24 protein-coding genes and 1 rRNA gene are annotated in these 24,628 nt (G+C 44.0%); 19 read left to right on the forward strand and 6 right to left on the reverse strand.

Going from position 1 to position 24,628, the window contains the following annotated elements; translation table 11 throughout:
• Positions 1–110: 110 nt before the first annotated feature.
• Both BLS69_RS29855 and BLS69_RS29860 read right to left on the reverse strand, forming a co-directional pair.
• A complete protein-coding gene (locus BLS69_RS29855; RefSeq protein ID WP_176873163.1) occupies positions 111–2,351 on the reverse strand; it encodes an S-layer homology domain-containing protein in 2,241 nt (746 codons plus the stop codon).
• A gap of 239 nt (positions 2,352–2,590) precedes the next feature.
• Positions 2,591–3,193, reverse strand: a complete 603-nt coding sequence (locus tag BLS69_RS29860; RefSeq protein ID WP_091038915.1) for a hypothetical protein — start codon at positions 3,191–3,193, stop codon at positions 2,591–2,593.
• A 238-nt stretch (positions 3,194–3,431) separates the two neighbouring features.
• On the opposite strand from BLS69_RS29860, the gene BLS69_RS29865 reads away from it, so the two are divergent.
• The 7 genes from BLS69_RS29865 to BLS69_RS29895 all read left to right on the forward strand — a co-directional run bounded on the left by BLS69_RS29865 (position 3,432) and on the right by BLS69_RS29895 (position 8,352).
• Entirely contained in the window at positions 3,432–4,004 is a 573-nt protein-coding gene (locus BLS69_RS29865) for an RNA polymerase sigma factor (RefSeq protein ID WP_240768323.1), read from the forward strand.
• Positions 3,979–4,827 (forward strand): hypothetical protein, encoded by an 849-nt coding sequence (locus BLS69_RS29870; RefSeq protein WP_091038917.1) that lies wholly within the window; start codon positions 3,979–3,981, stop codon positions 4,825–4,827. The genes BLS69_RS29865 and BLS69_RS29870 overlap by 26 nt, the downstream gene beginning before the upstream one ends.
• Positions 4,808–5,683 carry an ABC transporter ATP-binding protein gene (locus tag BLS69_RS29875; RefSeq protein WP_091038918.1) on the forward strand — a complete coding sequence of 292 codons (876 nt, stop codon included), beginning with the start codon at positions 4,808–4,810 and terminating at the stop codon, positions 5,681–5,683. Before BLS69_RS29870 ends, BLS69_RS29875 begins: the two co-directional genes overlap by 20 nt.
• Positions 5,680–6,747: a hypothetical protein gene (locus BLS69_RS29880; protein ID WP_133387318.1), complete on the forward strand. Its 1,068-nt coding sequence runs from the start codon at positions 5,680–5,682 to the stop codon at positions 6,745–6,747. The genes BLS69_RS29875 and BLS69_RS29880 overlap by 4 nt, the downstream gene beginning before the upstream one ends.
• A 216-nt stretch (positions 6,748–6,963) precedes the next feature.
• The gene (locus BLS69_RS29885) at positions 6,964–7,440 is read left to right on the forward strand and encodes a GyrI-like domain-containing protein (RefSeq protein ID WP_091038921.1); all 477 of its coding nucleotides are present in this window, start codon (positions 6,964–6,966) and stop codon (positions 7,438–7,440) included.
• Between the two features lie 25 nt (positions 7,441–7,465).
• Positions 7,466–7,915, forward strand: coding sequence for a hypothetical protein (locus tag BLS69_RS29890; RefSeq protein ID WP_091038923.1), 450 nt, complete (start codon positions 7,466–7,468; stop codon positions 7,913–7,915).
• The gene (locus BLS69_RS29895; protein ID WP_091038925.1) at positions 7,912–8,352 is read left to right on the forward strand and encodes a hypothetical protein; all 441 of its coding nucleotides are present in this window, start codon (positions 7,912–7,914) and stop codon (positions 8,350–8,352) included. Before BLS69_RS29890 ends, BLS69_RS29895 begins: the two co-directional genes overlap by 4 nt.
• A 114-nt stretch (positions 8,353–8,466) precedes the next feature.
• Here the strand turns inward: BLS69_RS29895 and BLS69_RS29900 are convergent, their stop codons facing one another.
• On the reverse strand, positions 8,467–8,871 hold the full coding sequence (locus tag BLS69_RS29900) for a CBS domain-containing protein (protein WP_047840578.1): 405 nt from the start codon (positions 8,869–8,871) through the stop codon (positions 8,467–8,469).
• 177 nt (positions 8,872–9,048) lie between these two features.
• Between BLS69_RS29900 and BLS69_RS29905 the strand changes: the two genes are divergently transcribed.
• From BLS69_RS29905 to BLS69_RS29930, 8 genes are all read left to right on the forward strand, one after another.
• Positions 9,049–11,136: a penicillin-binding protein PBP4(5) gene (locus tag BLS69_RS29905; RefSeq protein ID WP_091038926.1), complete on the forward strand. Its 2,088-nt coding sequence runs from the start codon at positions 9,049–9,051 to the stop codon at positions 11,134–11,136.
• 229 nt (positions 11,137–11,365) lie between these two features.
• The gene (locus BLS69_RS29910; RefSeq protein ID WP_091038947.1) at positions 11,366–11,782 is read left to right on the forward strand and encodes a VOC family protein; all 417 of its coding nucleotides are present in this window, start codon (positions 11,366–11,368) and stop codon (positions 11,780–11,782) included.
• 151 nt (positions 11,783–11,933) lie between these two features.
• Positions 11,934–12,110, forward strand: a complete 177-nt coding sequence (locus tag BLS69_RS32365; RefSeq protein ID WP_176873166.1) for a hypothetical protein — start codon at positions 11,934–11,936, stop codon at positions 12,108–12,110.
• Between the two features lie 39 nt (positions 12,111–12,149).
• Positions 12,150–12,326 carry a hypothetical protein gene (locus tag BLS69_RS32370; RefSeq protein ID WP_165980439.1) on the forward strand — a complete coding sequence of 59 codons (177 nt, stop codon included), beginning with the start codon at positions 12,150–12,152 and terminating at the stop codon, positions 12,324–12,326.
• A 329-nt stretch (positions 12,327–12,655) separates the two neighbouring features.
• Positions 12,656–13,783: an FxLYD domain-containing protein gene (locus tag BLS69_RS29915; RefSeq protein ID WP_143023643.1), complete on the forward strand. Its 1,128-nt coding sequence runs from the start codon at positions 12,656–12,658 to the stop codon at positions 13,781–13,783.
• 14 nt (positions 13,784–13,797) lie between these two features.
• Positions 13,798–14,946 carry a S1C family serine protease gene (locus tag BLS69_RS29920; protein WP_091038930.1) on the forward strand — a complete coding sequence of 383 codons (1,149 nt, stop codon included), beginning with the start codon at positions 13,798–13,800 and terminating at the stop codon, positions 14,944–14,946.
• 120 nt (positions 14,947–15,066) lie between these two features.
• On the forward strand, positions 15,067–15,666 hold the full coding sequence (locus BLS69_RS29925; protein WP_091038948.1) for a TetR/AcrR family transcriptional regulator: 600 nt from the start codon (positions 15,067–15,069) through the stop codon (positions 15,664–15,666).
• A gap of 32 nt (positions 15,667–15,698) precedes the next feature.
• Positions 15,699–16,919 (forward strand): MFS transporter, encoded by a 1,221-nt coding sequence (locus BLS69_RS29930; protein WP_091019627.1) that lies wholly within the window; start codon positions 15,699–15,701, stop codon positions 16,917–16,919.
• Between the two features lie 100 nt (positions 16,920–17,019).
• Here the strand turns inward: BLS69_RS29930 and BLS69_RS29935 are convergent, their stop codons facing one another.
• The 3 genes from BLS69_RS29935 to licT form a co-directional block, all read right to left on the reverse strand.
• Positions 17,020–18,429 carry a glycoside hydrolase family 1 protein gene (locus tag BLS69_RS29935; RefSeq protein WP_074093605.1) on the reverse strand — a complete coding sequence of 470 codons (1,410 nt, stop codon included), beginning with the start codon at positions 18,427–18,429 and terminating at the stop codon, positions 17,020–17,022.
• Positions 18,430–18,471: 42 nt separating this feature from the next.
• The gene (locus tag BLS69_RS29940) at positions 18,472–20,370 is read right to left on the reverse strand and encodes a beta-glucoside-specific PTS transporter subunit IIABC (protein WP_091038932.1); all 1,899 of its coding nucleotides are present in this window, start codon (positions 20,368–20,370) and stop codon (positions 18,472–18,474) included.
• Positions 20,371–20,553: 183 nt separating this feature from the next.
• Positions 20,554–21,414: a BglG family transcription antiterminator LicT gene (gene licT, locus BLS69_RS29945; RefSeq protein WP_091038933.1), complete on the reverse strand. Its 861-nt coding sequence runs from the start codon at positions 21,412–21,414 to the stop codon at positions 20,554–20,556.
• Between the two features lie 312 nt (positions 21,415–21,726).
• On the opposite strand from licT, the gene BLS69_RS29950 reads away from it, so the two are divergent.
• From BLS69_RS29950 to BLS69_RS29965, 4 genes are all read left to right on the forward strand, one after another.
• On the forward strand, positions 21,727–21,894 hold the full coding sequence (locus BLS69_RS29950; protein WP_074093608.1) for a DUF3934 family protein: 168 nt from the start codon (positions 21,727–21,729) through the stop codon (positions 21,892–21,894).
• A 165-nt stretch (positions 21,895–22,059) separates the two neighbouring features.
• Positions 22,060–22,491 (forward strand): MarR family winged helix-turn-helix transcriptional regulator, encoded by a 432-nt coding sequence (locus tag BLS69_RS29955; protein ID WP_176873168.1) that lies wholly within the window; start codon positions 22,060–22,062, stop codon positions 22,489–22,491.
• 80 nt (positions 22,492–22,571) lie between these two features.
• Positions 22,572–23,747, forward strand: a complete 1,176-nt coding sequence (locus BLS69_RS29960) for a YhgE/Pip domain-containing protein (RefSeq protein ID WP_091038937.1) — start codon at positions 22,572–22,574, stop codon at positions 23,745–23,747.
• 699 nt (positions 23,748–24,446) lie between these two features.
• A 16S ribosomal RNA gene (locus BLS69_RS29965) occupies positions 24,447–24,628 on the forward strand; the annotation flags it as partial.

Below are 24,628 nucleotides of genomic sequence, written 5' to 3' on the forward strand. Positions count from 1 at the left end.
TTGCACACTGAAAATTGAACGTATGTCATGTCTCATACCAAAATCAGTCCTCATAACAAACAAACCAGCTTGGGAATTCAATGTAGAATTCCTAAGCTGGTTTTTACATGTTACTCGGTATAATCACTTATCGCAGTTCGCCCCGCCTCTACACTGATCCAGTAGGCATAATCTTCGTGCACGTCTACATAGAGGTTAAGTTCCTTCGCATCAAGATTACTTACCGTTAATTTGAAATTGCCATAAGCATCTGTTGTAACCTGCTGCGTCTGGATGTGCTCTACAGCAGGTGAAGGACCATGAATTTTAATTGGCATCGTCTGGTTGGCATACGCCGGGAACGTACCTTGAAGGACCAGCGTGTGATCGGCAGAATATACAGCTTTCATGGTCTGATCCGGTAATCCGCCGTTCTTTTCATTCTCGGTAGCTTCAGTGGCATTCTTAGGTCTGCTCCATAGTTCGAAGCCTTTTTCCTTCAGGTTCTGGAGAAATACAACGGCCTCTGCCCGGGTCAAGGATTCTTGTCCCGCATAACCTTGCACCGTAGCTGCTGTTTTGCCTGAAGAGTATCCCATGTTCAGCAGATACCGGATGGCATCGTCATCCTGGGTATAATTTTTACCGCCAAGCCCCGCCACGATTACGGCTACTTCTGTTCGGTTCAAGGCATGATTGCGCATCTTCGGATTCTGTTTGCTGGCATCCAGATTCAGATTCAACGCGGAAGCATAGGTATAATAACGATCACTCCAGATGTTTCCTTTGATAGCTTGTCCCTCTGCAGCATCGATGCTCTGAATGACATGGGAATTCGCATACAGCTTAAACAACATGGAGAGGAATTCGGCTTCACTCACCTGATTGTTGGGTTTGAACGTTCCATCCTCGTATCCACTGACCATCTCATGTTGAACGGCCCATTGAATGGCATCTTTCGCCCAATGTGTGCGGATATCACTTAATTGGGGGATTCCCGTTACCGTAACTGAGACAACCGCTTCTTTCCCTTCAAAACGAATCCGAATTTCGGCTTTACCAGCCTGAAGTCCAATGATTTTCCCATCCTTGATGGCAATGCGATCTGACGTTGTGGTGAAGGAAACGTTAGACTGTGGAACATAGGATGTTCCGTTATCATTCACGGCAGTGATCGAGGGCAGATCAATCTGTTCTCCTGCTCGAACGTTGAGGTCCCGTTGTCCTGGCGTTATACGGGTAAGTGTTGTATCTTGAACACCGTCAACATGGAAGAAACGTGTGGAGTATGAGATTTCCGCTGCTGTACCGTTTTTCTTTTGCAGACCTGTAATTCGAATGTTGAACGTATCGCCGTTCTTTAACAATTGCACATCGTCGGGACGGAAGATGATGGCGTAGCCATATCCATATCCACCTGTCTCTACATTGAAATAGGCTTGATTAAACCATTGTTTATCCGCAGGGTCCACGTTGTAATAACCGGTTGGAAAGCCACTGTTCTGATTCTTGGCATTAAAGGTCCACGTACGTTGATCGGAAGTCCGAGTCATCTCGACCTGTACTTCAGATAGTGATGGTTTCGCGAATACATCTGTATTCAGTTGAACAGACCAGGCCTGTGTACTGCCAAAGGCTTCGATTGGAAATGCGCCCTGATTCGGGAACAGGCTGTAGTTGAACGAAGTTCCCCCAGTTCTGCTTTTATCAAATACCTGCATGGCACTATAGTACTGATCATATGTCTTGCCTGCTTCACTACGAGTGGCAAGTCCAAATCCGATTCGTTGCAGTTGTGGACTCAAAATCCAGCGCCGATGACCCAGTCGATCAATATTGGAGGCATCTGAATCATTCATATAGGCCTGAATGCTTTTTGTCAGGACGTTATTCTTGGCACTGCTGGTAACGTACAGATTGGAGCTGCTGGCAGACTTTGAACCGGTGTCAAAAAAATCCTTTGGCATATCTCCTGGCTGTTCTGGATAATGGGACAGATATCCACCCGTGGAGACCACAACAGCCCCATGCTGGGCTTGACGATTCAAGGTAGGATCAAGGACAAGATCGCCTTGTAGCCCTGTGATAAAACGATAAAAGTTGGCTGCGTTCAGCCCTTGTTCCAGATAGGCATCACTTACCACACCAGCAGAGTAGGGAGCACTTGTCGAAGGTGTCTCTGTATACAGGGGAGATGTATCATTGCCACTCATCCACTGATTCCACTTCTGAACAATCTCCTGCTGACTTCGCTCAGGCAACAAACTGTCGACCTGTTCCGCATGTGCCGCTTGAGCACCCCATAACAGAAACAGCAGGCCTGCCAAGGGCAGAGCGAACAGCGAATGCATTTTATTTTTCCGGTAAACCATGTTTCCAACCCCTCTCAATTCTGAACGTACGAAGAACATATGCATGTACAGCAATATGGTATATTCATCGACATTACAGCTGACTTTGCTTAGAGGCAGGCATGGGGAGCATAAGGTGGAGTGTGTGAAGGAGGGCGTTTAAATAAGTGAAATTGGTGATTCATTTGTGAAAAAAAAGAGCACAGGCTACCCCGCTGATTCGGGACAGCTTATGCTCTTTCTACATATGTATCTACTTTTTAGTCGAGACTCAGGTCGAAATCAGGCTCACACATATAATCTAATGGGTACAGATCATCTCGGGCCGAGATTAATGCACGGAAATGCAGATCCCTGATACCGTGCTCAGTTGCACTTTCATCTGAGCGATTGGAGACAAGTTCAGCTACCACAAACACATCTTCTGCGAGGTTACATCTAAAAAGAACATTCTTCGGATGAATGACTTCCTCCAGGTAACTGTATGTCATCACGTGAAATGTTTGTCCGCGCCAGTTTGTCTTGATTACTTTGTAGGACTGTGTGCGAACCAGATCCAGATAACGTTCCAGCTGGAACGTATGTTCAAATTGCGTAATATAACCTTTTTTATCTACATCAATCGTAAACTCTACATCATAGCTCACATGCATTTCATCTTTATAAGTTCCGTTCATGACCTTCATGGCGTCAAAGTGTGATCCGAATTCTGGATCCTCCACATAGGGAATGGTAACGAGTTCGGGATCAACATGATCTGTAATCTGGTTGTTACTGGAAGGTGGGGTGTAATACTTCGATGGCTGAAGATCAATCGATCCAATCATGCTTCCTGGGAAACCGGGGCTGCAAGTTATTCGCATAGTCATCTCCTTAGTTGTTGATCAGTAGTTAGACGAACGAATAAGAATAAAGTTGCAACAGAATAAGGAAATGAAAGATCGAGCCAGCAGTTCACACTCCTGAGAAAATTTAGATCAGAGTCAGTATATTAATACTTCTTTATTTGAGATTTTGTTATATTCAGAAAAATATACTCTATATTTTTGATCTTTTACAATCCAAATTTCGTTAATTGTTTGTAGAGGGGGTGAGGGAGCGTTGAATGATGAAGAGCTTATTCAAGAAATTCGTGAAGGTAGCCGAGCTGCCATGGAAGTACTGGTGAAACGGCATTATAAGTCGATATTTGCTTATGTTTACCGAAAAACTGGAGAGTACCATACTGCTTATGATCTCACTCAAGAGGTATTTGTAAAAATGATGAATTCCCTGAACAAGTATCAGAACACAGGACAATTCAGTCACTGGCTACTGAAGATTGCAGTGAACCATTGTAGAGATTATTATCGTGGCCGGGAGTTCAAGCAGCAACAAAGAGAGAGTGAATTAACTGAGGATGCGTTCCCTGCCAGTGAAAAACAGAATGTTTGGAATATTTTTCATAAGCAATTTCAGAACGAGCAAGTCAGGCGGGCAGTATTAAGTTTGCCTGATCACCAGCGAGATGCAGTCATTCTAAACTATTACAATGGATTGAAGATCAGGGAAGTTGCTGAACTTACGGGAACCAACGAATCGACCGTGAAGTCACGCATTCGATTGGGGATAACGAAATTAAAGGAGATTATTGTGGGAGGTGAACGTGATGAAAAGCAGAGGAAACGGAGATGAATCGAATCCTGTAGCAGAGTTGGAAATAGAAGAGTACAACGAAATTGCTTCATATCTGGATGAGTATCCGGTTGAATTTCCATCCGAGATGGAGATTGACAAGACAATTAGAATACTGGATACATATATGCCAGAACACATGAATGCTCACCTGAAACAAAAATCATCTGGGAATTCAGTTAAGGAATTGTTCCAGTTAGTTTATGGTGAGGTTGCTGTCTTCCACAAATCTTACTGGTTAGTCTGTTCAATGCTCTTGTTGTTCGGCTATTGGCTAGGTACCCACAGTACGACAGACCCGTACATGAGTGTGTTCTTTATAGTTCCTGTCCCATTTGTACTTGGTTTGCTAGAAGTTTTCAAAGGTCGAGATCAAGGATTAATGGAAATCGAGCTGACCTGCAAAATTACAGCACAGCAACTGATGCTTACCCGTCTAATCGTAGTGCTCATTGGGAACATGGCGTTTGTTTTTTTGCTTAATTTACTTATATCAAACGAAACAGGTGTTTCCATATCATGGAGTGCTATCAGCCTTTCGTATACACAGCTTATGATCGCAGCAGGTACAAGTCTATGGCTCGCGATGCGTATCAGAGGTGGGACAGCCGTCAGTATCTTTTTAATTGTGTGGTTCGCACTGGTTTGGCTTGTACTAAGTAATCCCGAATTGAAGACTCTACTTCAAACGATCCAGCCCACAGTACTTATAGCGATGGCTCTATGCGGAGTCCTACTATTAATCAGTCAGATCTATGAGATGGCAAGAAAATATACATTACAGACAGAAAGAGGTTACTCCTTTGATACTGACCATGGATAACGTATCCAAGAAATACAGGAACAAGTTGGCGGTAAAAGAAGTCTCACTGGAACTATCCAGTGGTGGTGTTTACGGTCTCCTTGGGCCGAATGGAGCAGGGAAGACAACATTGCTTCGCATGATTGTAGACATTTCCAAGCCCACGTCTGGACAAATTTTGTTGAACGGGCGGTCTATCCAAAACATGGGAGACCGTTATCGAAGTTTGTTAGGCTACATGCCGCAACGATTTGGATTTTATAACCGATTCAGTGCTTATAAGTTTCTCATGTATATGTGCTCTTTGAAAGGGATCGGTATTAATCAAGCTTCAGCACGTGTGCAGGAAACGTTAGTGATGCTGGGCCTTGAAAATCAAGCACAACATAAAATCCGCACATTCTCCGAAGGAATGAAGCAGCGATTGGGAATTGCCCAAGCTTTGCTGAATGATCCACAAATTTTGATTCTTGACGAACCTACAGCTGGATTGGATCCCAAAGAGCGCATTCGATTTCGTAACATTATCGGCGAGCTGGGAAGAGATCGTATTGTAATGTTATCTACGCATATCATTTCTGATTTGGAGTTTTCATGTAAGGAGATGATTCTGATGAATGAAGGGCAGCTAATCGCCCATAATACTCCGGAAGAGATTATAAACCGGATGAAAAATACCGTATGGAAAGCGAAATTGAATTCGCAGCAACTTGCTGATCTTACCTCTCATTTCAAAGTAAGTGGTTTATCTTATGAGTCAGATGGAATCGTAGCCCGAATTCTGGCCAAAGAACAGCCTGTTCCGCAAGCCGTACCAGAATCACCTCGGCTTGAAGATGTGTATATGCACTATTTTGGAGAGGAGACGAAGTCTTGATTCGTTTAACTCAATTCGAGTTTTATAAAATTATAACGCGTAAAAGTATTGGTATAGCAATGTCTATGTTAATTGTTTTTCTAGTCGTATACTCTTTTTGGAGGCATCCTGGGATAATGGATGGTTCCGCTTTTTACAAACCTTATGAAGGTCCTATTACAACAGAGAAGGTAAAAATCGCACATAATCAATATGATTCCATTTGGGATAGTACCAAAGGTAGATACCAGTATGGTGCATTTTACGATATTGTGTTTTTTTCTCCAGAAACGATGAAGAACAGCACACGATATGATGATCGTGGCAACATTTTGGAGCGAACAGTGAATGTATCCGAGATTTATTATAATAAACCTTGGGGCTACCTTCTGGAATACATTGATCAATTCGGTGTAGTTTTTATGATGATTATGATTCTGCTAGGGTTGGCTCCAGTATTTACCGAAGAATATGTACTAGGTACAGCATCACTACTGCGTAGCAGCAAAAGAGGCAAAAGCAAGCTCGTATCAGCAAAATGCATTGCTTCCATATTGTACGTTGTGATGTGTGTCGTTTTATTTACTGGGGTAAACTTGGTTTTATATTGGTTAAGGTTTGGTAATCTAGCTGGGGCGGATACTTCCATACAGAGCGTGGGCATGTATGTTTACAGCTTTGATTATGAGTTCTCACCATATACGTTTACTGCTTTTCAATATTATTTAGTTCAATTGTTTACTCATATAGCAGGTAGCTTGGTCTTTGCATCTGTTGTTTTACTGGTATCCGTCCTCAGTTCTACATCCTTTATAGCTATAATTGTGAATACCGTGATAGTAGGTCTGCCATACTTGGCCTTTGACGTATTAAATTTGAATTCCGGGTCATTAAATTGGGTCGAGAAATTTTCGATAAGTACCATGATACGGGTAACAGGGCTTTATCAAACACCAATAAACTATTCCTTATTCGGACTGAATATGTCTTATTTAACGTTATATATAGTTGTGATGGCTTTCATGACTGTTTCGACTATACTTGCCACATATCGTATATTCCACGGCCGGGAAGTGTTTTCTTGAGTGAAGCTATGAGTAATTCCTTTTTAGAAATAAGGTTCGCAGTCACTGCGGACTTTTTTTATTTGCAGGTATACTGGCACTATTTCCAATCTACCTACTCTTTTGATACAGTAACTGTAGGACATATCGGAGGTATATATTATGTATGGAACAATGTTTTCATGAATGGGTCATGGAGAACCGTGCCCCATATCGCTCTCGAGAGGAGTCCATCTAATGAATGTGAATGATAAGGTGATCGAACAGCATTCCCTTACCTTTGTGGGCATCAAACGAACGTTCTCTTGTGTGGATGGTGAGAATTTAAGAGAAATTCCTAAGATGTGGCAGGATGCTTTGGCAGACGGAATTGAGGAACGTTTAAACGGGTTCAATAACGGAGCTATTCCCGGTCTGGTGGGCATCTGTGTAGATCAGAGAGAGCTGCAGGACAATCAAATGGAGTACTGGATTGCTACCTCTCACTCTGGTGAAGTGCCTGAAGGTTTGGTGTCCATCGAACTTCCCGCGTCCCATTGGGTTGTATTTGAAGCGGATGAATTAAAGCCGGAGGCGATACAACGGTTGTGGCACCATATTATGACAGAGTGGTTTCCTTCCACTTCATATCAGCATGCAGGGATTCCGAAACTTGAAGTGTATAGAGGTCACGGCACACCTCCCCAAGTCTGGATACCTGTAAAATCTGTGTGAGCAAAATTGAATTAGGAGGTCTACGATGTTATCCAATAAAGTAATTGATCATTGCCAGGAGCAAGGCTGGTGGCATGAAGATGTTCCAGCAGCATACGAAGAAGCATTGCAAAAGCTGGAGATCGATCTTCAATCGGATTTCGCACAATTTTATTTACATGCAGAGGATGGACCGACTTTCTACAGCAGGCATCAGGAGTTGTATCAGATCTGCTGGTTTATGGAGAACACCGTATATATGGAAGACATGAATGTAGCACAGCTTACACTGGGACTTCCCGAGGCGTATATTCCACTGGACAGTTTTGAAGGTGAAGGTGGATTTTTCTACAACCGTCAGACGGGAGAAGTGGTGCTGGTGGAACTGGGCGAATCGATTGAACGGTTTCTTAATGGTGAGAGTGAGCCACAGTGGGCTAATTTCAATGCTTTTCTGGAGTGGTATTTCGTCCTGGAGGAGGAGACGGTGCAATGAAAGATCTGACACCGGAACATGCCGAACTGGAGCGACAAATTGTAGAAACGGTAGAAGCCGGTAATGTGCTGGATGAGACGCAGCAGCATGAACAAGCACTTATCTATTATGATCAGGCATGGGGCATGTTGCCCGAGCCGAAGATGGAATGGGAGATTGCAAGCTGGATCGCATCCTGTCATGCGAATGCACATATTGATCTGAAGCAGTATGAACTGGCGAAGCCGTGGGCTGAAATATCGTTAAGTACGCGGAGTTCGGATAGAAATACGAGTCCGTTAATCGATCTCGGCATGATCTGCATGAGACTTGAGCAGCATGACGAGGCGTATTCGTATTTGCATCAGGCGTATGAGTTTGGCAGAGAACGTGCATTTCAGGGAACCCCAAGGGACGTGTTGAGTTATTATAAGGAAGAGCGGGCTAAGCGAAAGTAGAGTGATTCCGACCATACCATGAAACGAAAAGGGTACCCCGTTTTGGCCAAAATATGACCACAGGAGTACCCTTTCGAGTTGAATATTCGTTTATTACAGGATGTTCGACTTCATCTAATCCGAAATGTTACGCGTATAGTATTCAATAATATCCTTACGACGGATAATACCGAGGAAGACACGATCGACATCCACCACGGGCACAAAATTTTGGTCTGCTGCAAGTGTCAGCATATCCTCCATTTCAGCCTCAATGAATACACATTCATTATATACCCGATTGTTAATCTCATGGACTTGAACCTGATCCATCGTATCAAAAGTCAATCCGGGTGTATTTCGCATTTTCCATAACAAATCGCCTTCGGACAGGGTAGCAACATATTTTCCATCCTGGTCAATCACGGGAATGGCGGTGTAGTGTTGCGATTCCAATTGCTCAATAGCATCTTTCATGGAAGCGGTAGACTTGATATAGGCCACTTCGGCTTTGGGGAGTAAAAAATAGCTGATTTCCATCATCGGGCTCCTTTTCAGCCTTTTGCATAGCAAAAAAGCTTTAGTATGTAATCTCACTCTCCTTATTTAAACATATTATGTGAGCTTTCGGCTATTTTTAATGATAAATTCGTCAGATTTGTTTCATTGTTTAAATGGCTCTGGAAATCTATAGTGTATATTAGAGGTGATGTAACCATGAAATCCAAACGTAAATTAATGTACGGACTGTTGCCCATCTTGTTTGCAGGTGGAATCGGAATGTATCTATACATGCAGAATAACAAAGAAGCAGAGGCCAAACCCCAGACTACCGTGAATCAATACATAGAGCATCTGCAAAAAAAAGAATTTGACCAGTTGTACACCTTGATGACACCTGCTTCGCTGCAACAGTCGGGCATGAACAAGGAACAATTTGTTGAGAAATACAATGCGATCTATTCGGGTATGGAAGTATCCACCGTCAAAGCGGAGGTTAAGCCTGTGGATGTTGCCGAAACGGCTTCCGATGGCAGTAAGACCGATACAGAGAAACAAAACAAGGAAACGTATGAGGTGGATTATAATCTGCAACTGACAACTTTTTTGGGAGAAGTCAGTGAGACGCATACATTGAAACTGGTCCGGCAGGAGCTTGAGGACGGCAGCAAAAACTGGCAAATTAACTGGCAGCCGTCACTGATCCTGAATGACATGGTTAAGGGTAGTAAGGTACGAGTGAGGACACTGTTCCCGGATCGTGGAGACATTGTGGATCGTGATGGTTTGCCACTTGCTACCAAGGGAACGATGAATGAATGGGGCATTATACCGGAGAAACTTGGTGATAACCCGGACCAGATGATTACCCGAATCGCGAGCCATTATCAGGTTTCGGAAGATGCCATTCATAAGGCGCTTGCGCAGACATGGGTGAAGCCGGAGTATTTTGTCCCGATTGGTTCAACGGAGGAGTTTGACGTGCCAGAATCTTTAAGCGGGGTTACGATGCAAAGCAAGGAAATCCGTTATTATCCACTCGGCGAGGCGGCTGCGCACCTGATTGGTTACGTGCGCAAAGCCACCAAGGAAGATCTGGATAAGGATACGGAAGGGTATTATCGTGCCGAGGATTGGATCGGTAAAGCGGGTTTGGAGCAGTCCATGGAGAAACAGCTGCGTGGTGAACGTGGTGGTCTGATCGAAATCACCGATGAATCCGGTAACTCCCGTTCTGAGCTTATTCGTAAGGATGCTGTAGATGGACAGAATGTTCAGCTGACGATTAGCTCCAAACAGCAAAAGAAACTGTATCAGACATTATCCAGCGGAGGAGACGCAGGTGCGATGGTTCTGATGAATCCGACGGACGGCAACCTGCTGGCGTTGGTTAGTGCGCCTTCCTATAACCCGAACAAGATGGTTACAGGGCTTACTCAGGCAGAGTGGGATGCTTATTCGGCGAATGAGAAGCTTCCTTTTATCAACAGAGTCACTACCCGGTATGCACCAGGATCAACCTTCAAAGCGATTACAGCCGCAGCGGGACTGATGGAGAAGGTGACCACAGCGGACAAAACACATGATATCTCTGGCTTGCAATGGCGCAAAAATGATAGTTGGGGCGGTTACTATGTTAAGCGTGTGAAGAGTTTATCCCCGGTTAACATGGTCGATGCTCTGGTGTACTCGGACAATATTTACTTTGCCATGGAAGCGATCGAGATGGGCAGCGCCAAGTTTATTGATGGGATCCAGAAGTTTGGTTTTGGCGATAACTTTGGACTGGATGAACTGTATCTGAAGCCAAGCCAATATGCCAATGAAGCACATCTGGATCTGTCGTCTGAGGTATTACTCGCTGATACGTCCTACGGGCAAGGGGAGATGTTGATGTCCCCGATTCATCTGGCATCGTCATTTACACCTTTTATTAATGAGGGGAAACTGGTGAAACCTGTTCTGATTGAGGGAAAAGAAAGCACTGAGCCTGAGGTAATCATTACTCCGGAAGCCGCAAATACGGTTAAGGATGCATTGGGAGAAGTTGTTTCCCGGCAGGGAGGTACCGCCCATACCTTGAATTCAATTTCTGGAGGACTCGCGGGCAAGACAGGAACAGCAGAATTGAAAGCGAAGAAGGGAGAGAAGGGACAGGAAAACGGATTTTTCGTAGTATTTGATACCGACTCTCCGACCTTCCTGTTATCTGCTGTAATTGAAGAGGTGAACGGCCGGGGCGGAAGCCACTATGTCGTGGATAAATTAAAGCCTTTCTTGGAAAAGTTGGAGATTGCGCAGTAACTCTGATTTAATATATAGCCTCCGCAAACATAATGAAAAGACCCGGTCACCATGTTATAGTTCGAACATGAGACTGGGCCTTTTTTGTTTCATTTTATTCAATATGGAATCATTTAATTCCGAGCAGTAATCACAAGTTGGAATATCACTAATTGTATTCAATTGACAGCGTATTCGCGAGGTGTTATTTTGAGGTGGAATCTATTCTATGAGTTCGAGGTGATCCATGGTGGCTATTCGTGCTAAGCAGATTTTTGTCAATTTACCTGTTCAAGATTTGAAGAAATCCGTTGAATTTTTTACCAAGGTGGGGTTTGAGTTTGACGCCAATTTTACGGACGAGTCTGCTACTTGTATGATCATCGGGGAAAATATTTACGCCATGCTTCTGGTGGAGGAACGCTTCCAATCCTTCATCTCGAAAAAAATCTCCAATGCTGCCGATACAACCGAAGTCATCGTTGCCCTGTCTGTAGATAGCCGTGAGCAGGTAGATTCGATTGTACAAGCTGCCCTTGATGCAGGAGCGAAGCCATCCAACGAACCGCAGGATCACGGATTCATGTACGGATGGAGTTTTCAGGATCTGGATGATCATCTGTGGGAAGTCTCCTATATGGATCTAAGCGCTTTTCCTTCGGCGTGACAAAATGAAAATAAGTAGAACCTTCCTATAGTTTATAGGAAGGTTTTTTTGCATCCATTTATTATCGGAAGTATGCATTCACACATCCCCATGGACATGGACATGAATAGGATAACCCGAGCTTGTTAAAAACGATCACAGGGAGATGACCATGACTCGTTCAAACGTGAAAAGTTATCGCTATCGTATTGGAAAAAAGCAATATATCGTAATCCAGATTCACCAAACCGCGAAGGGTTATGCCGATTCAGGGAATGTACTTGCAAGTAATGCAGTCAACGTGCAGATCATGAAACAGAAAGGTCGCCGTTCTTCTCGCAGACGTTAGTCTGGCAGCAGAGAAGAGAAGTGGGGAGGGGGATGAATAATGAGTACACGCAGAAAGAAAGCAAAACAGGTTAACCGGGTGGACGTAGACAAAAGCCGTTTGAAATTCCAAGCACGACAGTCAGCCAAAGCTTCGGTTGGACAGGGCGGTAATGCATTTGCGATCAATGCCAACGAACTGGGCAACATCCGGGTGCGCGCAGGACAGCAGGGCTGAACAGGAGGAGATACCGCGTGTCGGTATCTCCTTTTTCGTTTATGGAAACACGCACAGAATTTATCCGGATTACATATGGTGTATTTTACCTTTTTGCTATATGATAAGTGTCGATTCCTGTTGACACTAAGTATCGAAAGATGCCTAAAGCTGATGTACTAAAAAGTTAGAAGGTAAGTATACATACGTTTCTTTTTGATGGAGGGATTAGGATGTATTGTCACATATGTGGGACCAAAAGTAGTCCTGGGGATAGTACGTGCAGAAAGTGTAACACAAAACTGAAAGATGCAAGCTCCACAGAGGAACAGATCTGGGCGGAAACAGCCGTGGGTTTGGAAAAAAGAACAGAAGAAACAGCCGAATTATTATCCCGGCAGCAACAGCCTGCACCCAGACAGAGCAACACCAGTCAAGGCCGCGCATTTAGTTGGATTATTCCACTGCTACTTGCAGCCGTGATGGGGGCTTTACTAACGTTCTACTACAAGCAGGAGATGAGTATTAATGCGGAGGTGAAAACTCTGCATCAACAGGCGGAACAAGCTGCACTAGAGGGGAAATATAAAGAGGCTCTTCAGTTGCTGGACAGCGCTCTAACGAAACGACCGAACTATGATGCACTTATACAGGATCGGCAAATTACGGCGAAAGCGTTCAATCTGATGAATCAGTTGGATGAGGCATCCATAAGTCTGAAGACAGGAAAGCTGTCCGCAGGAGACAAGACCATTCAAGCTGTAGCCAACGCGTTGATGGAGCGGGAAGAACCTGTTTTTGCCAAAGTGCGTGCCGCATTCAACAACAGAAAGGTAACGCTGGCCGTATTGAAGGTGAAAAAGGAAATCGACAGTTTGACAACAATTGAGGCGCTAGCTGAGAAGCTGGATACCGTATCAAACTTGAAAGGCAAGGAAGCTGAGACGGTAGAGAAGCAAATTGTCGACAAGCTCGCAAGCATAAGTTATAAAGAGGCGGAACAGCAAGTAAAGCAAAAGAATTTCACAACTGCTTTACAAACGGTCGACCAGGGATTGTCCTATGCTCCGGAAAATGAAAAACTGACTTCGTATCGTGAACGGGTGCTCAGTGAAAAAAAGGCATTTGAAAAAGCGGAAGCGGATCGCATTCAACTGGCGGAGCAACAGGCTGCAGAAGAAGATCTGATGAATCGAACGGCGGCAGTAAGTGTCGTGAACGTTGATGCGACGCTTGATATGTACGGGGATCTTTATATTAGCGGTTCATTGATCAATAATGCAACTCGTCCGATCTCTTCCGTTACAGTTTTGATTGATATTTATGATATAGACGGTGTATACCTGGGCCAAACTTATGCAGATGTGTATCCAAGCTGGCTGGATGTAGGTGAAGAAGGTTTCTTTGAAACCTATTATTATGGTGTGTACGAGGAAGCGGAAATCTCTGTTGTGAATGCAACGTGGTATCTCGAATAGGGGGACAGGTTGGAATGGCCAAACGAACATGGAGTACAATCATATCCAGTGCTGTTATCATTGGTGCTGGAGCAGGAGGCGTGTTCTGGATACACCAGCATTCAGCAGATCAGTTGCAGGATGGGCCCAGACTGGCAGTTGTTGCCGCGAAGGAAACGGAAAATGCGGCAGCGACGACTGCCTCCAAGCAACCTGTGAAGAAGACACGCAAACAGATTATAGAAGAAAGCCAGAAGAAAGTGGTAACGATCGAGAGTAGCAGCGGATTGGGCTCCGGTTTTCTCTACAATGATCAGGGAGATGTCGTGACCAATGCGCATGTGGTGGAGGGGGCGAATGAAGTAACTATTCGGACCTTGAACCATGAGGAATACAAGGGGACGGTTATTGGTATTGGGGATGAAACAGACGTAGCTGTAGTCAGGGTTCCTGATTTGAAAAAAATTAAGCCGTTAATCATCGCCAAATCCAAAGCTGAGACCGGAGACGAGATTCTAGCATTGGGTAGTCCACTTGGGCTAGAGAACACCGTAACAACCGGAATCATCAGTGGATTGGGGCGTAGCTTTGAAATAGCGCCTTACATCTATAGTAACCTCTATCAGATTTCTGCACCAATAACACATGGCAACAGTGGTGGACCACTCATTAGTGCGGAGACTGGTGAAGTGATCGGCATTAATTCGGCGGTCGTGGAACAGGAAGGGGGAATAGGATTCAGTATCCCTATGACTAGTGTGCTCAAGCAGGTACAGGCGTGGTCCAAAAATCCTTCTGGCACAACGTCGGTACGGACGGCTGGAGATACTCACTTGGGTTCAGCCACTAAGACATTGCAAGCAGAAGGAATTGTAACGGACTTTTATACAAGCCTTAATCTGAGTGATTATGTCACCGCTTATGCACTGCTCGGAAGCGAGTGGCAGAGTGCTACAACATATGCAAAGTTCAGAGAAGGATACCTGAATACAAGTGAGGTGACCATCAGTGAGGTATCCTCGGTAAATAAAGGCGATGACGAGATGGAAGTGAAGGCAATGATTACAGCAAATGAACGCAAGGATGGGGAATATATACTATCGCAATATCGGGTCGAGTATCAGTTGGGTTATGAGAATGGTCAACTGAAAATATTGCATGGTAAAGGTAAAAAAGTGAAATGATTGTAGAGGGAGGGTTGGCTTATGTGCCAATTCTCCTTTTTCATTGCTTATATTCGATACATCTGTTAAAATACAGAACGAATGTTCAGTATGTATGGAACGGAGTGAAATGGAATGAATATGAATAAAAAGCAACTTCAAACCGAGCAGACCAAGAAGAAACTTGCGGATGCTTCCAAAGCCCTTTTTGTACAAAAAGGTTATAAAGCAACGTCCATTGAGGATATTGTAGCTGCGACGGGCAGCAGCAAGGGCAATATATATTACCATTTTAAAAGTAAGGAAGGTCTGTTCCTCTATCTAATTGATGAGTGGGACCGGGAGTGGGAAGAGAGCTGGGCGGCCAAAGAACATCTGTATCGCACCTCCACGGAGAAGATTTACGGACTAGCTGAACAACTCGTCATGGATGACATGAATCACCCGCTGACGAAGGCAGCTGATGAGTTCTTCACAGGGGAAAAGAAAGAAAATGATATTGAGGAGCGGATCTCCTTAATGTTTGAGCGGCATATTCAATTTAATAAACAAATGATAGAGCAAGGCATTGAGAGCGGTGAGTTCAAAGCAGACAATGTAGATCATCTCGCGCTCATATTAGAAAGTACCATTATTGGTCTTAGCCAGATGTCACGGGGGATGGAGCCTGATCAGGCTCTTGCGTTATACCGCCAGGCCGCCAGTGTATTCTTACATGGGATTGCAAAAGATAAAGCTTAAGCAACATTTTGACAACTACGGAGGATGGAATCATGGCATTACTAACACGGAACAGGGGCGCATTGCTGCTGTTAATGTTTAATATTTTTCTTGTTTTTACGGGTATTGGTCTGGTTGTGCCGATCATGCCTGCGTATATGGATCTCCTGCAGATCACCGGATTCACGGTTGGATTGCTGGTAGCGGCATTTTCCTTCACTCAGTTTCTGTTCTCCCCGCTTGCGGGTCGATGGTCGGATACGTGGGGACGTAAAAAAATTATCGTTGGCGGTATGCTGATCTTTGCCGTATCGGAGTTTATGTTTGGTGCCGTCAATGCACCAGTCTTGCTCTTCGCTGCCCGCATGCTTGGTGGTATTGGTGCGGCGATGATCTTCCCGGCGGTTATGGCTTACACCGCAGATATTACAACAGAGGAAGAACGCGGCAAAGGTATGGGATTGATTAATGCAGCGATTACAACCGGATTTATCATCGGCCCGGGAATTGGTGGATACATCGCAGACTTTGGCATTCGAATTCCGTTCTACGCCGCAGGGGTTGCCGGGTTGCTGGCATCAATTATCACATTGATTATTTTGCCTGAATCCACGCGAAGCACAGGAGAGCAAACTAAACCTGTAGCTGGCGCAGAGAAGGTCAAAGCTCCGGGTATGGTATCCCAATTGCTCAATTCATATCGTGAACCGTACTTTTTCAGCTTGATTATCGTGTTTGTTATGGCATTTGGTCTGGCGAACTATGAGACGGTATTTTCACTATTTGTGGATCACAAATTTGGCTTCACGACCAAAGACATTGCATTCATTATTACTTTTGGTTCCATCGCGGGTGCAGTTGTACAAGTATCTCTGATCGGTTGGTTGCTCAACCGGTTTGGTGAAAAGATGGTCATTTCGGTCTGTCTGTTATTTGTAGCCGTATTTGTATTGTTGACCTTGTTTGTAAGTACGTACTGGATGATTCTCGTCGTAACGTTTATCGTCTTTCTGGGTATGGATATTTTACGTCCGGCGATCAGTACACAGATGTCCAAACTGGCACAAGAACAACAGGGCTTTGTGGCCGGACTGAACTCGGCGTATACCAGTTTGGGGAATATCGCAGGTCCAATCGTAGCTGGAGCACTGTTCGATGTGAATATTAACTATCCTTATGTTTCGGCAGCTGCCGTTCTGGCGATCTGTTTCCTGTTATCCCTGCGAGTACTCAGAGGGGCCAAAGCGGTAAAACAACCGAAGGCTGAAATGTAATTTTATAATTGGAAAAGAAAGCATCCATATCAATGCATCAACACCAAAAAAGTCGACTGCACATGAAACATGTGCAGTCGACTTTTTTAATAGTACGGTATTAACGAATTTCTCCATTCGTTTCAATCAGTTTTTGATACCAGTGGAAACTCTGTTTGCGGATACGTCTCAATTCCTTAATATCGAATTCCTCACGATCCACATAGATGAAGCCATAACGTTTGCTTGATCCTTGATGTGTGCTAACCAGATCGATCGCAGACCAAGGGCAGAAGCCAAATACATCCACGCCGTCCGTGATCGCCAGTTGAATCTGTTCGATATGTTTATTGAAGAATTCAATACGATATGGATCGTTAACCACGTCGCCTTCCTCCAGTTTATCAAAGGCACCCAGACCGTTTTCCGTAACGATCAATGGCAGATGATAACGGGAGTAGATCTGACGCAGGGTGGAGCGGAAGCCGACCGGATCAATTTCCCAGCCAAACTCCGTTTTTTGCAGATTGGGATTCACAGATCCTCTATATGCGCCCGGTTCACCTACGATTTCATGCTGGTCTCCTGTATGGGAGAAGTCATTACCATCGTTCAGACTTTCACCAACCGTTTGAGAAGTATAGTAGTTAAACGCAATAAAGTCAGGGTTTCCTTGCGCCAGGATATCCATATCTCCGTCTTCAATGACAGGTGTATATCCTTTCTCTTCGAGATAACTCCAGGCAATATGATTATAACGTCCATATACCGCCATATCGAGATAGAGCCAGTTACGAATGGCAGCATAGTTATCAGCTGCGAGCGTATCTTCCGGTTTGGAGCTCGCTGGGTAGATTACGCCGATGTTGGGCGCTGGACCAATTTTGGCTTCAGGCAGCATTTCATGACACAGGACCATGGCTTTAGCTTGAGCAACCAGCATGTGGTGATTTTGCTGATATAGTGTTTTTTGCGGATCAACAAGTGTTGTATCCAGTGTACCCAGAGAGCCGGGATGCAGGATCAGCATATTTTGTTCGTTAATGGTCAACCAATATTTGACCCGATCTCCGTAGTTCTCATAAAGGGTCTTGGCATATTGTTCAAAAGCATCAATCGTTGCACGGTTGGACCAGCCACCTTTTTCTTCAAGTGCATAAGGAAGATCGAAGTGATACATCGTCACAATGGGTTCAATACCGTATTTAATTAACTCATTAATGAGAGAATCGTAAAAGGCGAGCCCCTTCGGATTCACTTCACCCGCTCCTTGCGGATAGATGCGTGTCCATGCGATGGAGAAGCGGTAGGCTTTAAAGCCCATTTCGGCGAGCAACGCCACATCTTCTTTGTACATATGATAGTGATCACTGGTTACCTTGAAGTCGGTTACGCCTTCCACATGATTGCCCATGTCGATGACAGAAGGGCCTTTGCCATCTTCATTCCAGGCTCCCTCGATCTGATAGGCAGAGGTTGAACCTCCCCAGAAGAAATCTTTAGGAAATGGTTTCAGTTGAGTATGTTTCATGGTTAGTTCCTCCTAAGTTGAATTCATAATATATAAGTTGGGTCAGACAACGAGAGTCAGCAGGACATCATTTTTCTGTACCTGTTCCTGAGTTGTTTCGAACACATCTACTTCTTGCTGCGTTAGGGTCACAATGACAGGTGTTACGGTTTCGTATCCTGCTTCCTTGATCTTATCGATGTCGAACTGGATCAACAGATCGCCCTGTCTGACGATATCTCCTTCCTGAACGACAGGAGAGAAATGTTTTCCCTTCAGCGCTACTGTGTTGATGCCAACATGAATCAGAATTTCTGTTCCTGCGTTTGTTGTTAACCCGATGGCATGTCCAGTCGGGAAGAGGGAAGTGATAACACCATCCACCGGAGCGACAACTTCACCAATCTCAGGGACAATCGCCAATCCTTTGCCCATAGCACCAGTCGAAAAAGCTGGGTCGTTAATGGTACTCAGTGCTACGGCTTTACCTGTAAGTGGGCTATATATTTGTTCCTTTTTGATTTCAGTTGTTTTGGTCTCAGATACAACAGGAAGTTCTGCTGGTGTACTTTCAGTCGATGTGTTGGAGACGGATTCGTTTTTAACGGAATCTGTGTCTTTGGTTTTGCTTTCATAACCAAACATCACGGTTAATACGGCTGCTACAGCAAAGGAGCACGCGATCGCAATCACGTAAACAACCGTTGGTGTATAGACAGGAATGGCAAATATATTGTGGAACACATAAGCAGTCATTTTAACACCAAAGTGACCATTAATGGCACCGCCGATCGCACCCGCGATGACCACGATAGGAATCACACGTTTATAACGCAGGATCAGGCCGTATACGATTGGTTCAGTGACACCTGCAAGTAAACCGGTAAGGCTGGTCGAGCCAGCAAGGGTTCGCAGGGTTTTGTTCTTTTTGGCTTTCAGGAAAATACCGAACGCTACACCGATTTGTGCAAATACAGCTGCAGCAGCCATGGCCTCAATTGGATCGCCGCCAACCCCGATATTTTGTATCGTGATTGGAGTAAAGCCCCAGTGGAGTCCGAACACAACCATGAAGGTCATGAATCCACCCAGTACAACCCCTGATAATATACCGCTGACCCCAATGAGCCAAGTTACGCCGGAGGAGATCCAGTCACCTACCGTGGTGCCGAATGGTCCAAAGGCCATTGCGGACAGAGGAACCATAATCATCAAAGCAATCATCGGTACAAGGAACAATTGCAGGTCTTTCAAAATGATTTTCTTGAGTAACTTATCCAGAACAGCGTAGATACTGATTGATATGAAGATTGGGAATACGCTGGCTGAATAATTCATCATGACAACCGGTATACCCAGGAACGATACATCTGAGCCCTTATCCATCAGCCCAGTGAAGCTCGGTTCCATCAGAGCGGCACCAATTACACCAGCTACATAAGGATTAGCTTTCAGCTTCATACCCAGTGTGATGCCGAGGAAAATGGGCAAGAAATAAAATACAGCGTTGCCGGCAGCAGATAGAATCAGGTATGTGTCACTTGTATCCGACATCCATCCGAGCATGGTCAGGACAGTCAGCAAAGCTTTTAGCATACCTGATCCTGCCATAGCCGGGATTAAAGGCGAGAAACTTCCGGATATAATTTCAAAAACTTTGGATAGCAGCGAGGTTTTTTCCCCTGTGGACTCAGCCGATGAGGAGGAATCTCCTCCGAAATCCCGGTTTTTCATAATCTCCGCATATGCATGAGCCACGTTACTACCGATGACCACCTGGAACTGGCCGCCGCTTTCGACAACGGTAATAATGCCTTCATGCTTCTCAAGCGTTTCACGTTCGGCCTTTTTTGAATCTTTCAGGTCGAATCTCAGCCGGGTCGCACAGTGGACAAGACCATTGATATTGGCTTCTCCGCCGACGAGACGAACGATGTCATCCCCCATTTTTTTATGATCCATGTTCATTCTCCTTTGTTGTTAAGATTGCCTGAAAACAAAAAATACCTAAACGAATGGCTATGATCATCGGAAAGATGACCTGTTGCCAATCATTTAGGTATCGCCTGCTTGAGCAGTAACAATCCTTGTCGTTAAGTTGTGAGACCTACTATATCTGACGCCGAAATCGTTTGCAAGCTTTTTTTATTCCACGTCAAGCAAATCGTTACGGGAAGTGACACGTTGAATATGGATCGTTAAATACACCTTTTCATCAATGGACATGGCACTTTCAAACTTGTCTTCAAGGTACTGATTGATCCGTTGTGTGCATTCAAATGCCTTGTTATATTTGTCCTTCACCTGTTCATACAGAAAGTTATCTCCTGAAGCAAATTGCTCCTGTTCATTACTCAACATTCTCTGCACAAAATATTGAAGATGGGTAATAAACCGGGAATAATTAAACGAATTTTCATCCAGGGCAATTTGGTAATGATTAGTCACAATATTGAAGATATCATCAATCACTTCGGTAATTTCAACGGTTTGTTTCATACCCTGAGCATCTTGGCGTGCGTTTACAAAATGCATGGCAATAAAACTTGCCTCATGTTCATCCATTTGAATGCCAAATTGTTCCTGGATCAGTTCCACAGCGTTCATGCCAATCCCAAATTCCTTCTTGTAAAACTTCTTGATCTGCCACAAAAGAGAATTCTTCAGCCCGACTGATTTACGGTACCGGGTAATGGCAAACTGAATATGATCGATCAATGAGATATAGATATTATCACTAAAAATATCGCCCATTTCCTGTTTGGCATGGCCTACAATTTCGTCTGCTAACTTCAAATATTCGACCGACGTTTCCCCAATCAGATCAATGAGTTTTTGCGGTATTTTATCCGATTTCAGCACAAAGGTTTTTTCAATTTTATCCTCATCCACAGGCTGTCCGTTTTTCTTTTTGAAGCCAAGACCGTTGCCAATGACAACAAATTCGTGACCAACCTGGTTCTCAGCCCGGATGACATTGTTGTTAAAAATCTGACGGATGATCATATATGTGTTTCACCTCAATTGGTCATAATAATAACAAAAAACCCAAACTAAGGCTTAATAGACAGCCTTGGTTTGGGTATCGCCTGCTTACCAGTAACAATCCCGAAGAAGACGCAGCTTCCTCTTTCAATTATGTCCACTATACCGCTTTCATAACAGAATAACAATACAATGATTTATGGAAATGGACGTAAAGACGTGGATTTTTGGTATAATAAGAATTGCTGGAAGTGAATTAGATGGGCTGGGTTGCATAATAAGTTACCGAGGACGGTCATTTTTAAGCATATACAGGATTATTGGAGTGATAACATGAGCAATGCAAAAGGAAAAGGCGGCACCGGCCGTGGTACGGGTAAAAAAGGCTGGAACCGTTGGCAAGCCGCTGCTAACCGGGCGAAAAGTGCACCGAAGCCTTATAAAAGTAAAGGCACAAAGAAGAAGGACGATACCGAAACTTCAAGTGGCAAGCCCGAGTAAGTGTGGCTTGACGATGCCAGAGGAGAGAGCTGCCTGACTAACGGGTGGGTCTCTTTTTGCTTGAAAAGATAAAAAATTAAATTGACAGTATTGTAAATATGGTAATAATATAGAGCTTACGCAAATTAGATGGTAGTGCTACTATATAGAGAAAGGAGCAACAGCATGCCTGTTAATATGGATGAAAATCCACTTGGACTGATTCTGTCACGGACGTATCTGGCATACAAAAAAACAACAACCAGAAATCTGAGTGAACAGGATATTACTCCGGAACAATTTGCAGTCTTGAATGAATTGAGCAAGGCTGGAAGCCATATATCACAGAAAAAACTGGCTGAATTAACAGTGCGGGACCAGACAACGGTAGGCAAAATTATAGACAAGTTGATTCGCAAAGGTCTGGTGACAAGAGAAGAAGATCCACAGGACCGCAGAGCGGTTTTGCTTTGTTTGACGGCGGAAGGACTGGAAATGAATAACGTTCTGACACCAAAGGCAAAACAGCAAGAGCAAGAGGCACTCGCCGAATGTTCCCCTGAAGAGCTTGAAGCATTCCTGAATGTGATGAATCGCATCTATGAAAAGATGAAATAAATTTTTTTAACCAAATATGTGCATGTGCATATATATGTAGTGCAATTATTTTAATTTTAACTAACGGGAGTCGTGAACGAATGAAAAGCTTCAAAGATTTTCTTAAAGTGCCACAGACAAAAATAGGGTTGGTTTTTGCATTGATTGTTCCGCTGTTATTTGTTGTGATCTGGATGACGGGTTATCATCAAGCCACGGAGAGAGTGGATCAACTTCAAGTTGCTCTTGTGAACGAAGACGGGACACAGGGAACAGAGCTGCAGAAGCAGATTGAAACACTCGCGCCTTTCCATGTTAATATACTGGAATCTGCCGAGGAAGCTGAGCAACAGATGAATGCAGGTAATTATGCGATGGTTATTGTGATTCCAGATGGGTTTGCTGACCAGATTGGCGGCGGTACAGACGCAAGCTTGTCCTTTTATATCAATCAGGGAAATGCTGATGTAGCCAAATCGATTGTGGAACACGCGGCGACTGGAATGACTGCACAAATGGGACAAGGGATTCTGGAATCCAAGGTTCAAGTGACACTCAATGACGATAGTACAAACAGCGATGAACTGAGTGCAGCCATTGGACAAGCGATGGCGAAGATGAATGAAGGGCCTGTGAAGGCTGAAATTAATAAAACGAACAGCGTAAGTGATTTTGCAACATCGATGCTGCCCATGATTCTGGGTTTTATCACCTATATTGCTTCGATGACTATGAACATTCAGTTTAATATTACGTCGAATATCATGAAACGTAACCACTCAAAATGGGAAATCTTCTGGGGACGGCAATTGCTGTTATTGTGTATAGCTGTGATCGTTCCTCTGATTGTGGATACAGTTGCTCTTCAGTTCACGGATGTTGCGAGCTCCTTCGGCGCTTTGTATCTGTATCATGTGCTGGTGAGTCTGGCTTGTATCTGTTTTACACAAATGAGTTTTGCCCTGTTTGGCAATGCAGGCCCTCTATTTAATGTAGCGATGGTTCCACTCCAGTTGATGACTGCAGGAAATATCATTCCAGCCGAGATGCTGGCGCCATTCTACCGTTATATCGGAAACTTTCTGCCCGCTTCCAATGGGGTACAGGGATTTATGCGTTTGATCTATAGTGGAGAAGCAGTGGGGGGATACATGGTTCATCTTCTGTTGATCTCGATTATTACGTGGGGAATTACGTTGCTGCGAGTTGGCATGCAAAAAGCAGGTAATGGACAGATGACGATGACGCCTCCAGCATCAGCACAGGCACAACATTAAGGGTTTCCTTCTATATATAATGTAATAACACCCAAGAAAGTGGTTCACGTATAGTGATATGCGTGCATCACTTTTTTTGTTTATCTTCTATAGTAGTTCTACTTATACTCGTGGTAACTTACAGTCACCCCAGTAATCTTGAAAGACGTTGATAAAAGGACAACCTAAATTGAGCATATTAATGAAGCTGAATTATATGAGAGGAGATGTAGCTAATAATTCTAAAATCAATTAGACATGTATTGCGATGTATGAATCGAAAGAGTGTCATTTAAGCTATAATAAACTTTACACTGGGATAGAGGAGAGCTACACAGTAAAGGTAGTTGATTTGTAGTAAATGAATTTTATTAAATTAAGTATTGTAATTAATATCTATACGTGATATATTATTAGTCCGGCCAAGAAAACACGGTTTACACGGTGCGGCAAGCAAATCAAATAAGCTTCGAAAGAAACTTAAAAAAAGAGCTTGCAAAGTTGGTTCGGACATGATATTATATAAGAGTTGCTGAAGAGAACAACATTCGGTAACAAAACAAGTTTGATCTTTGAAAACTGAACAACGAGTGAGTAAATATTCTGCTTGCAGAATGAACGCGAAAGTTTGAGACAAGCCTTGGCTTGAATCGGCTGGAGCACAAATGAGATTTTTAATCTCGTCAGATTCAAAATGAGCTTATCGCTCTTTTCAATACTTTATTGGAGAGTTTGATCCTGGCTCAGGACGAACGCTGGCGGCATGCCTAATACATGCAAGTCGAGCGGACTTGATGAGAAGCTTGCTTCTCTGATGGTTAGCGGCGGACGGGTGAGTAACACGTAGGCAACCTGCCCTCAAGTTTGGGACAACTACCGGAAACGGTAGCTAATACCGAATA

This window comes from Paenibacillus sp. CF095 (genome assembly GCF_900101225.1).
In the GTDB taxonomy this organism is placed as follows: domain Bacteria; phylum Bacillota; class Bacilli; order Paenibacillales; family Paenibacillaceae; genus Paenibacillus.

Bases quoted from the DNA above. Each gene is read 5' to 3' on its own strand.
- BLS69_RS29855 (WP_176873163.1), bottom strand. From the start codon at position 2,351: ATGGTTTACCGGAAAAATAAAATGCATTCGCTGTTCGCTCTGCCCTTG.
- BLS69_RS29860 (WP_091038915.1), bottom strand. From the start codon at position 3,193: ATGCGAATAACTTGCAGCCCCGGTTTCCCAGGAAGCATGATTGGATCG.
- BLS69_RS29870 (WP_091038917.1), top strand. From the start codon at position 3,979: ATGAAAAGCAGAGGAAACGGAGATGAATCGAATCCTGTAGCAGAGTTG.
- BLS69_RS29885 (WP_091038921.1), top strand. From the start codon at position 6,964: ATGAATGTGAATGATAAGGTGATCGAACAGCATTCCCTTACCTTTGTG.
- BLS69_RS29890 (WP_091038923.1), top strand. From the start codon at position 7,466: ATGTTATCCAATAAAGTAATTGATCATTGCCAGGAGCAAGGCTGGTGG.
- BLS69_RS29895 (WP_091038925.1), top strand. From the start codon at position 7,912: ATGAAAGATCTGACACCGGAACATGCCGAACTGGAGCGACAAATTGTA.
- BLS69_RS29900 (WP_047840578.1), bottom strand. From the start codon at position 8,871: ATGGAAATCAGCTATTTTTTACTCCCCAAAGCCGAAGTGGCCTATATC.
- BLS69_RS29905 (WP_091038926.1), top strand. From the start codon at position 9,049: ATGAAATCCAAACGTAAATTAATGTACGGACTGTTGCCCATCTTGTTT.
- BLS69_RS32365 (WP_176873166.1), top strand. From the start codon at position 11,934: ATGACTCGTTCAAACGTGAAAAGTTATCGCTATCGTATTGGAAAAAAG.
- BLS69_RS32370 (WP_165980439.1), top strand. From the start codon at position 12,150: ATGAGTACACGCAGAAAGAAAGCAAAACAGGTTAACCGGGTGGACGTA.
- BLS69_RS29920 (WP_091038930.1), top strand. From the start codon at position 13,798: ATGGCCAAACGAACATGGAGTACAATCATATCCAGTGCTGTTATCATT.
- BLS69_RS29925 (WP_091038948.1), top strand. From the start codon at position 15,067: ATGAATAAAAAGCAACTTCAAACCGAGCAGACCAAGAAGAAACTTGCG.
- BLS69_RS29930 (WP_091019627.1), top strand. From the start codon at position 15,699: ATGGCATTACTAACACGGAACAGGGGCGCATTGCTGCTGTTAATGTTT.
- BLS69_RS29935 (WP_074093605.1), bottom strand. From the start codon at position 18,429: ATGAAACATACTCAACTGAAACCATTTCCTAAAGATTTCTTCTGGGGA.
- BLS69_RS29940 (WP_091038932.1), bottom strand. From the start codon at position 20,370: ATGGATCATAAAAAAATGGGGGATGACATCGTTCGTCTCGTCGGCGGA.
- licT (WP_091038933.1), bottom strand. From the start codon at position 21,414: ATGATCATCCGTCAGATTTTTAACAACAATGTCATCCGGGCTGAGAAC.
- BLS69_RS29950 (WP_074093608.1), top strand. From the start codon at position 21,727: ATGAGCAATGCAAAAGGAAAAGGCGGCACCGGCCGTGGTACGGGTAAA.
- BLS69_RS29955 (WP_176873168.1), top strand. From the start codon at position 22,060: ATGCCTGTTAATATGGATGAAAATCCACTTGGACTGATTCTGTCACGG.
- BLS69_RS29960 (WP_091038937.1), top strand. From the start codon at position 22,572: ATGAAAAGCTTCAAAGATTTTCTTAAAGTGCCACAGACAAAAATAGGG.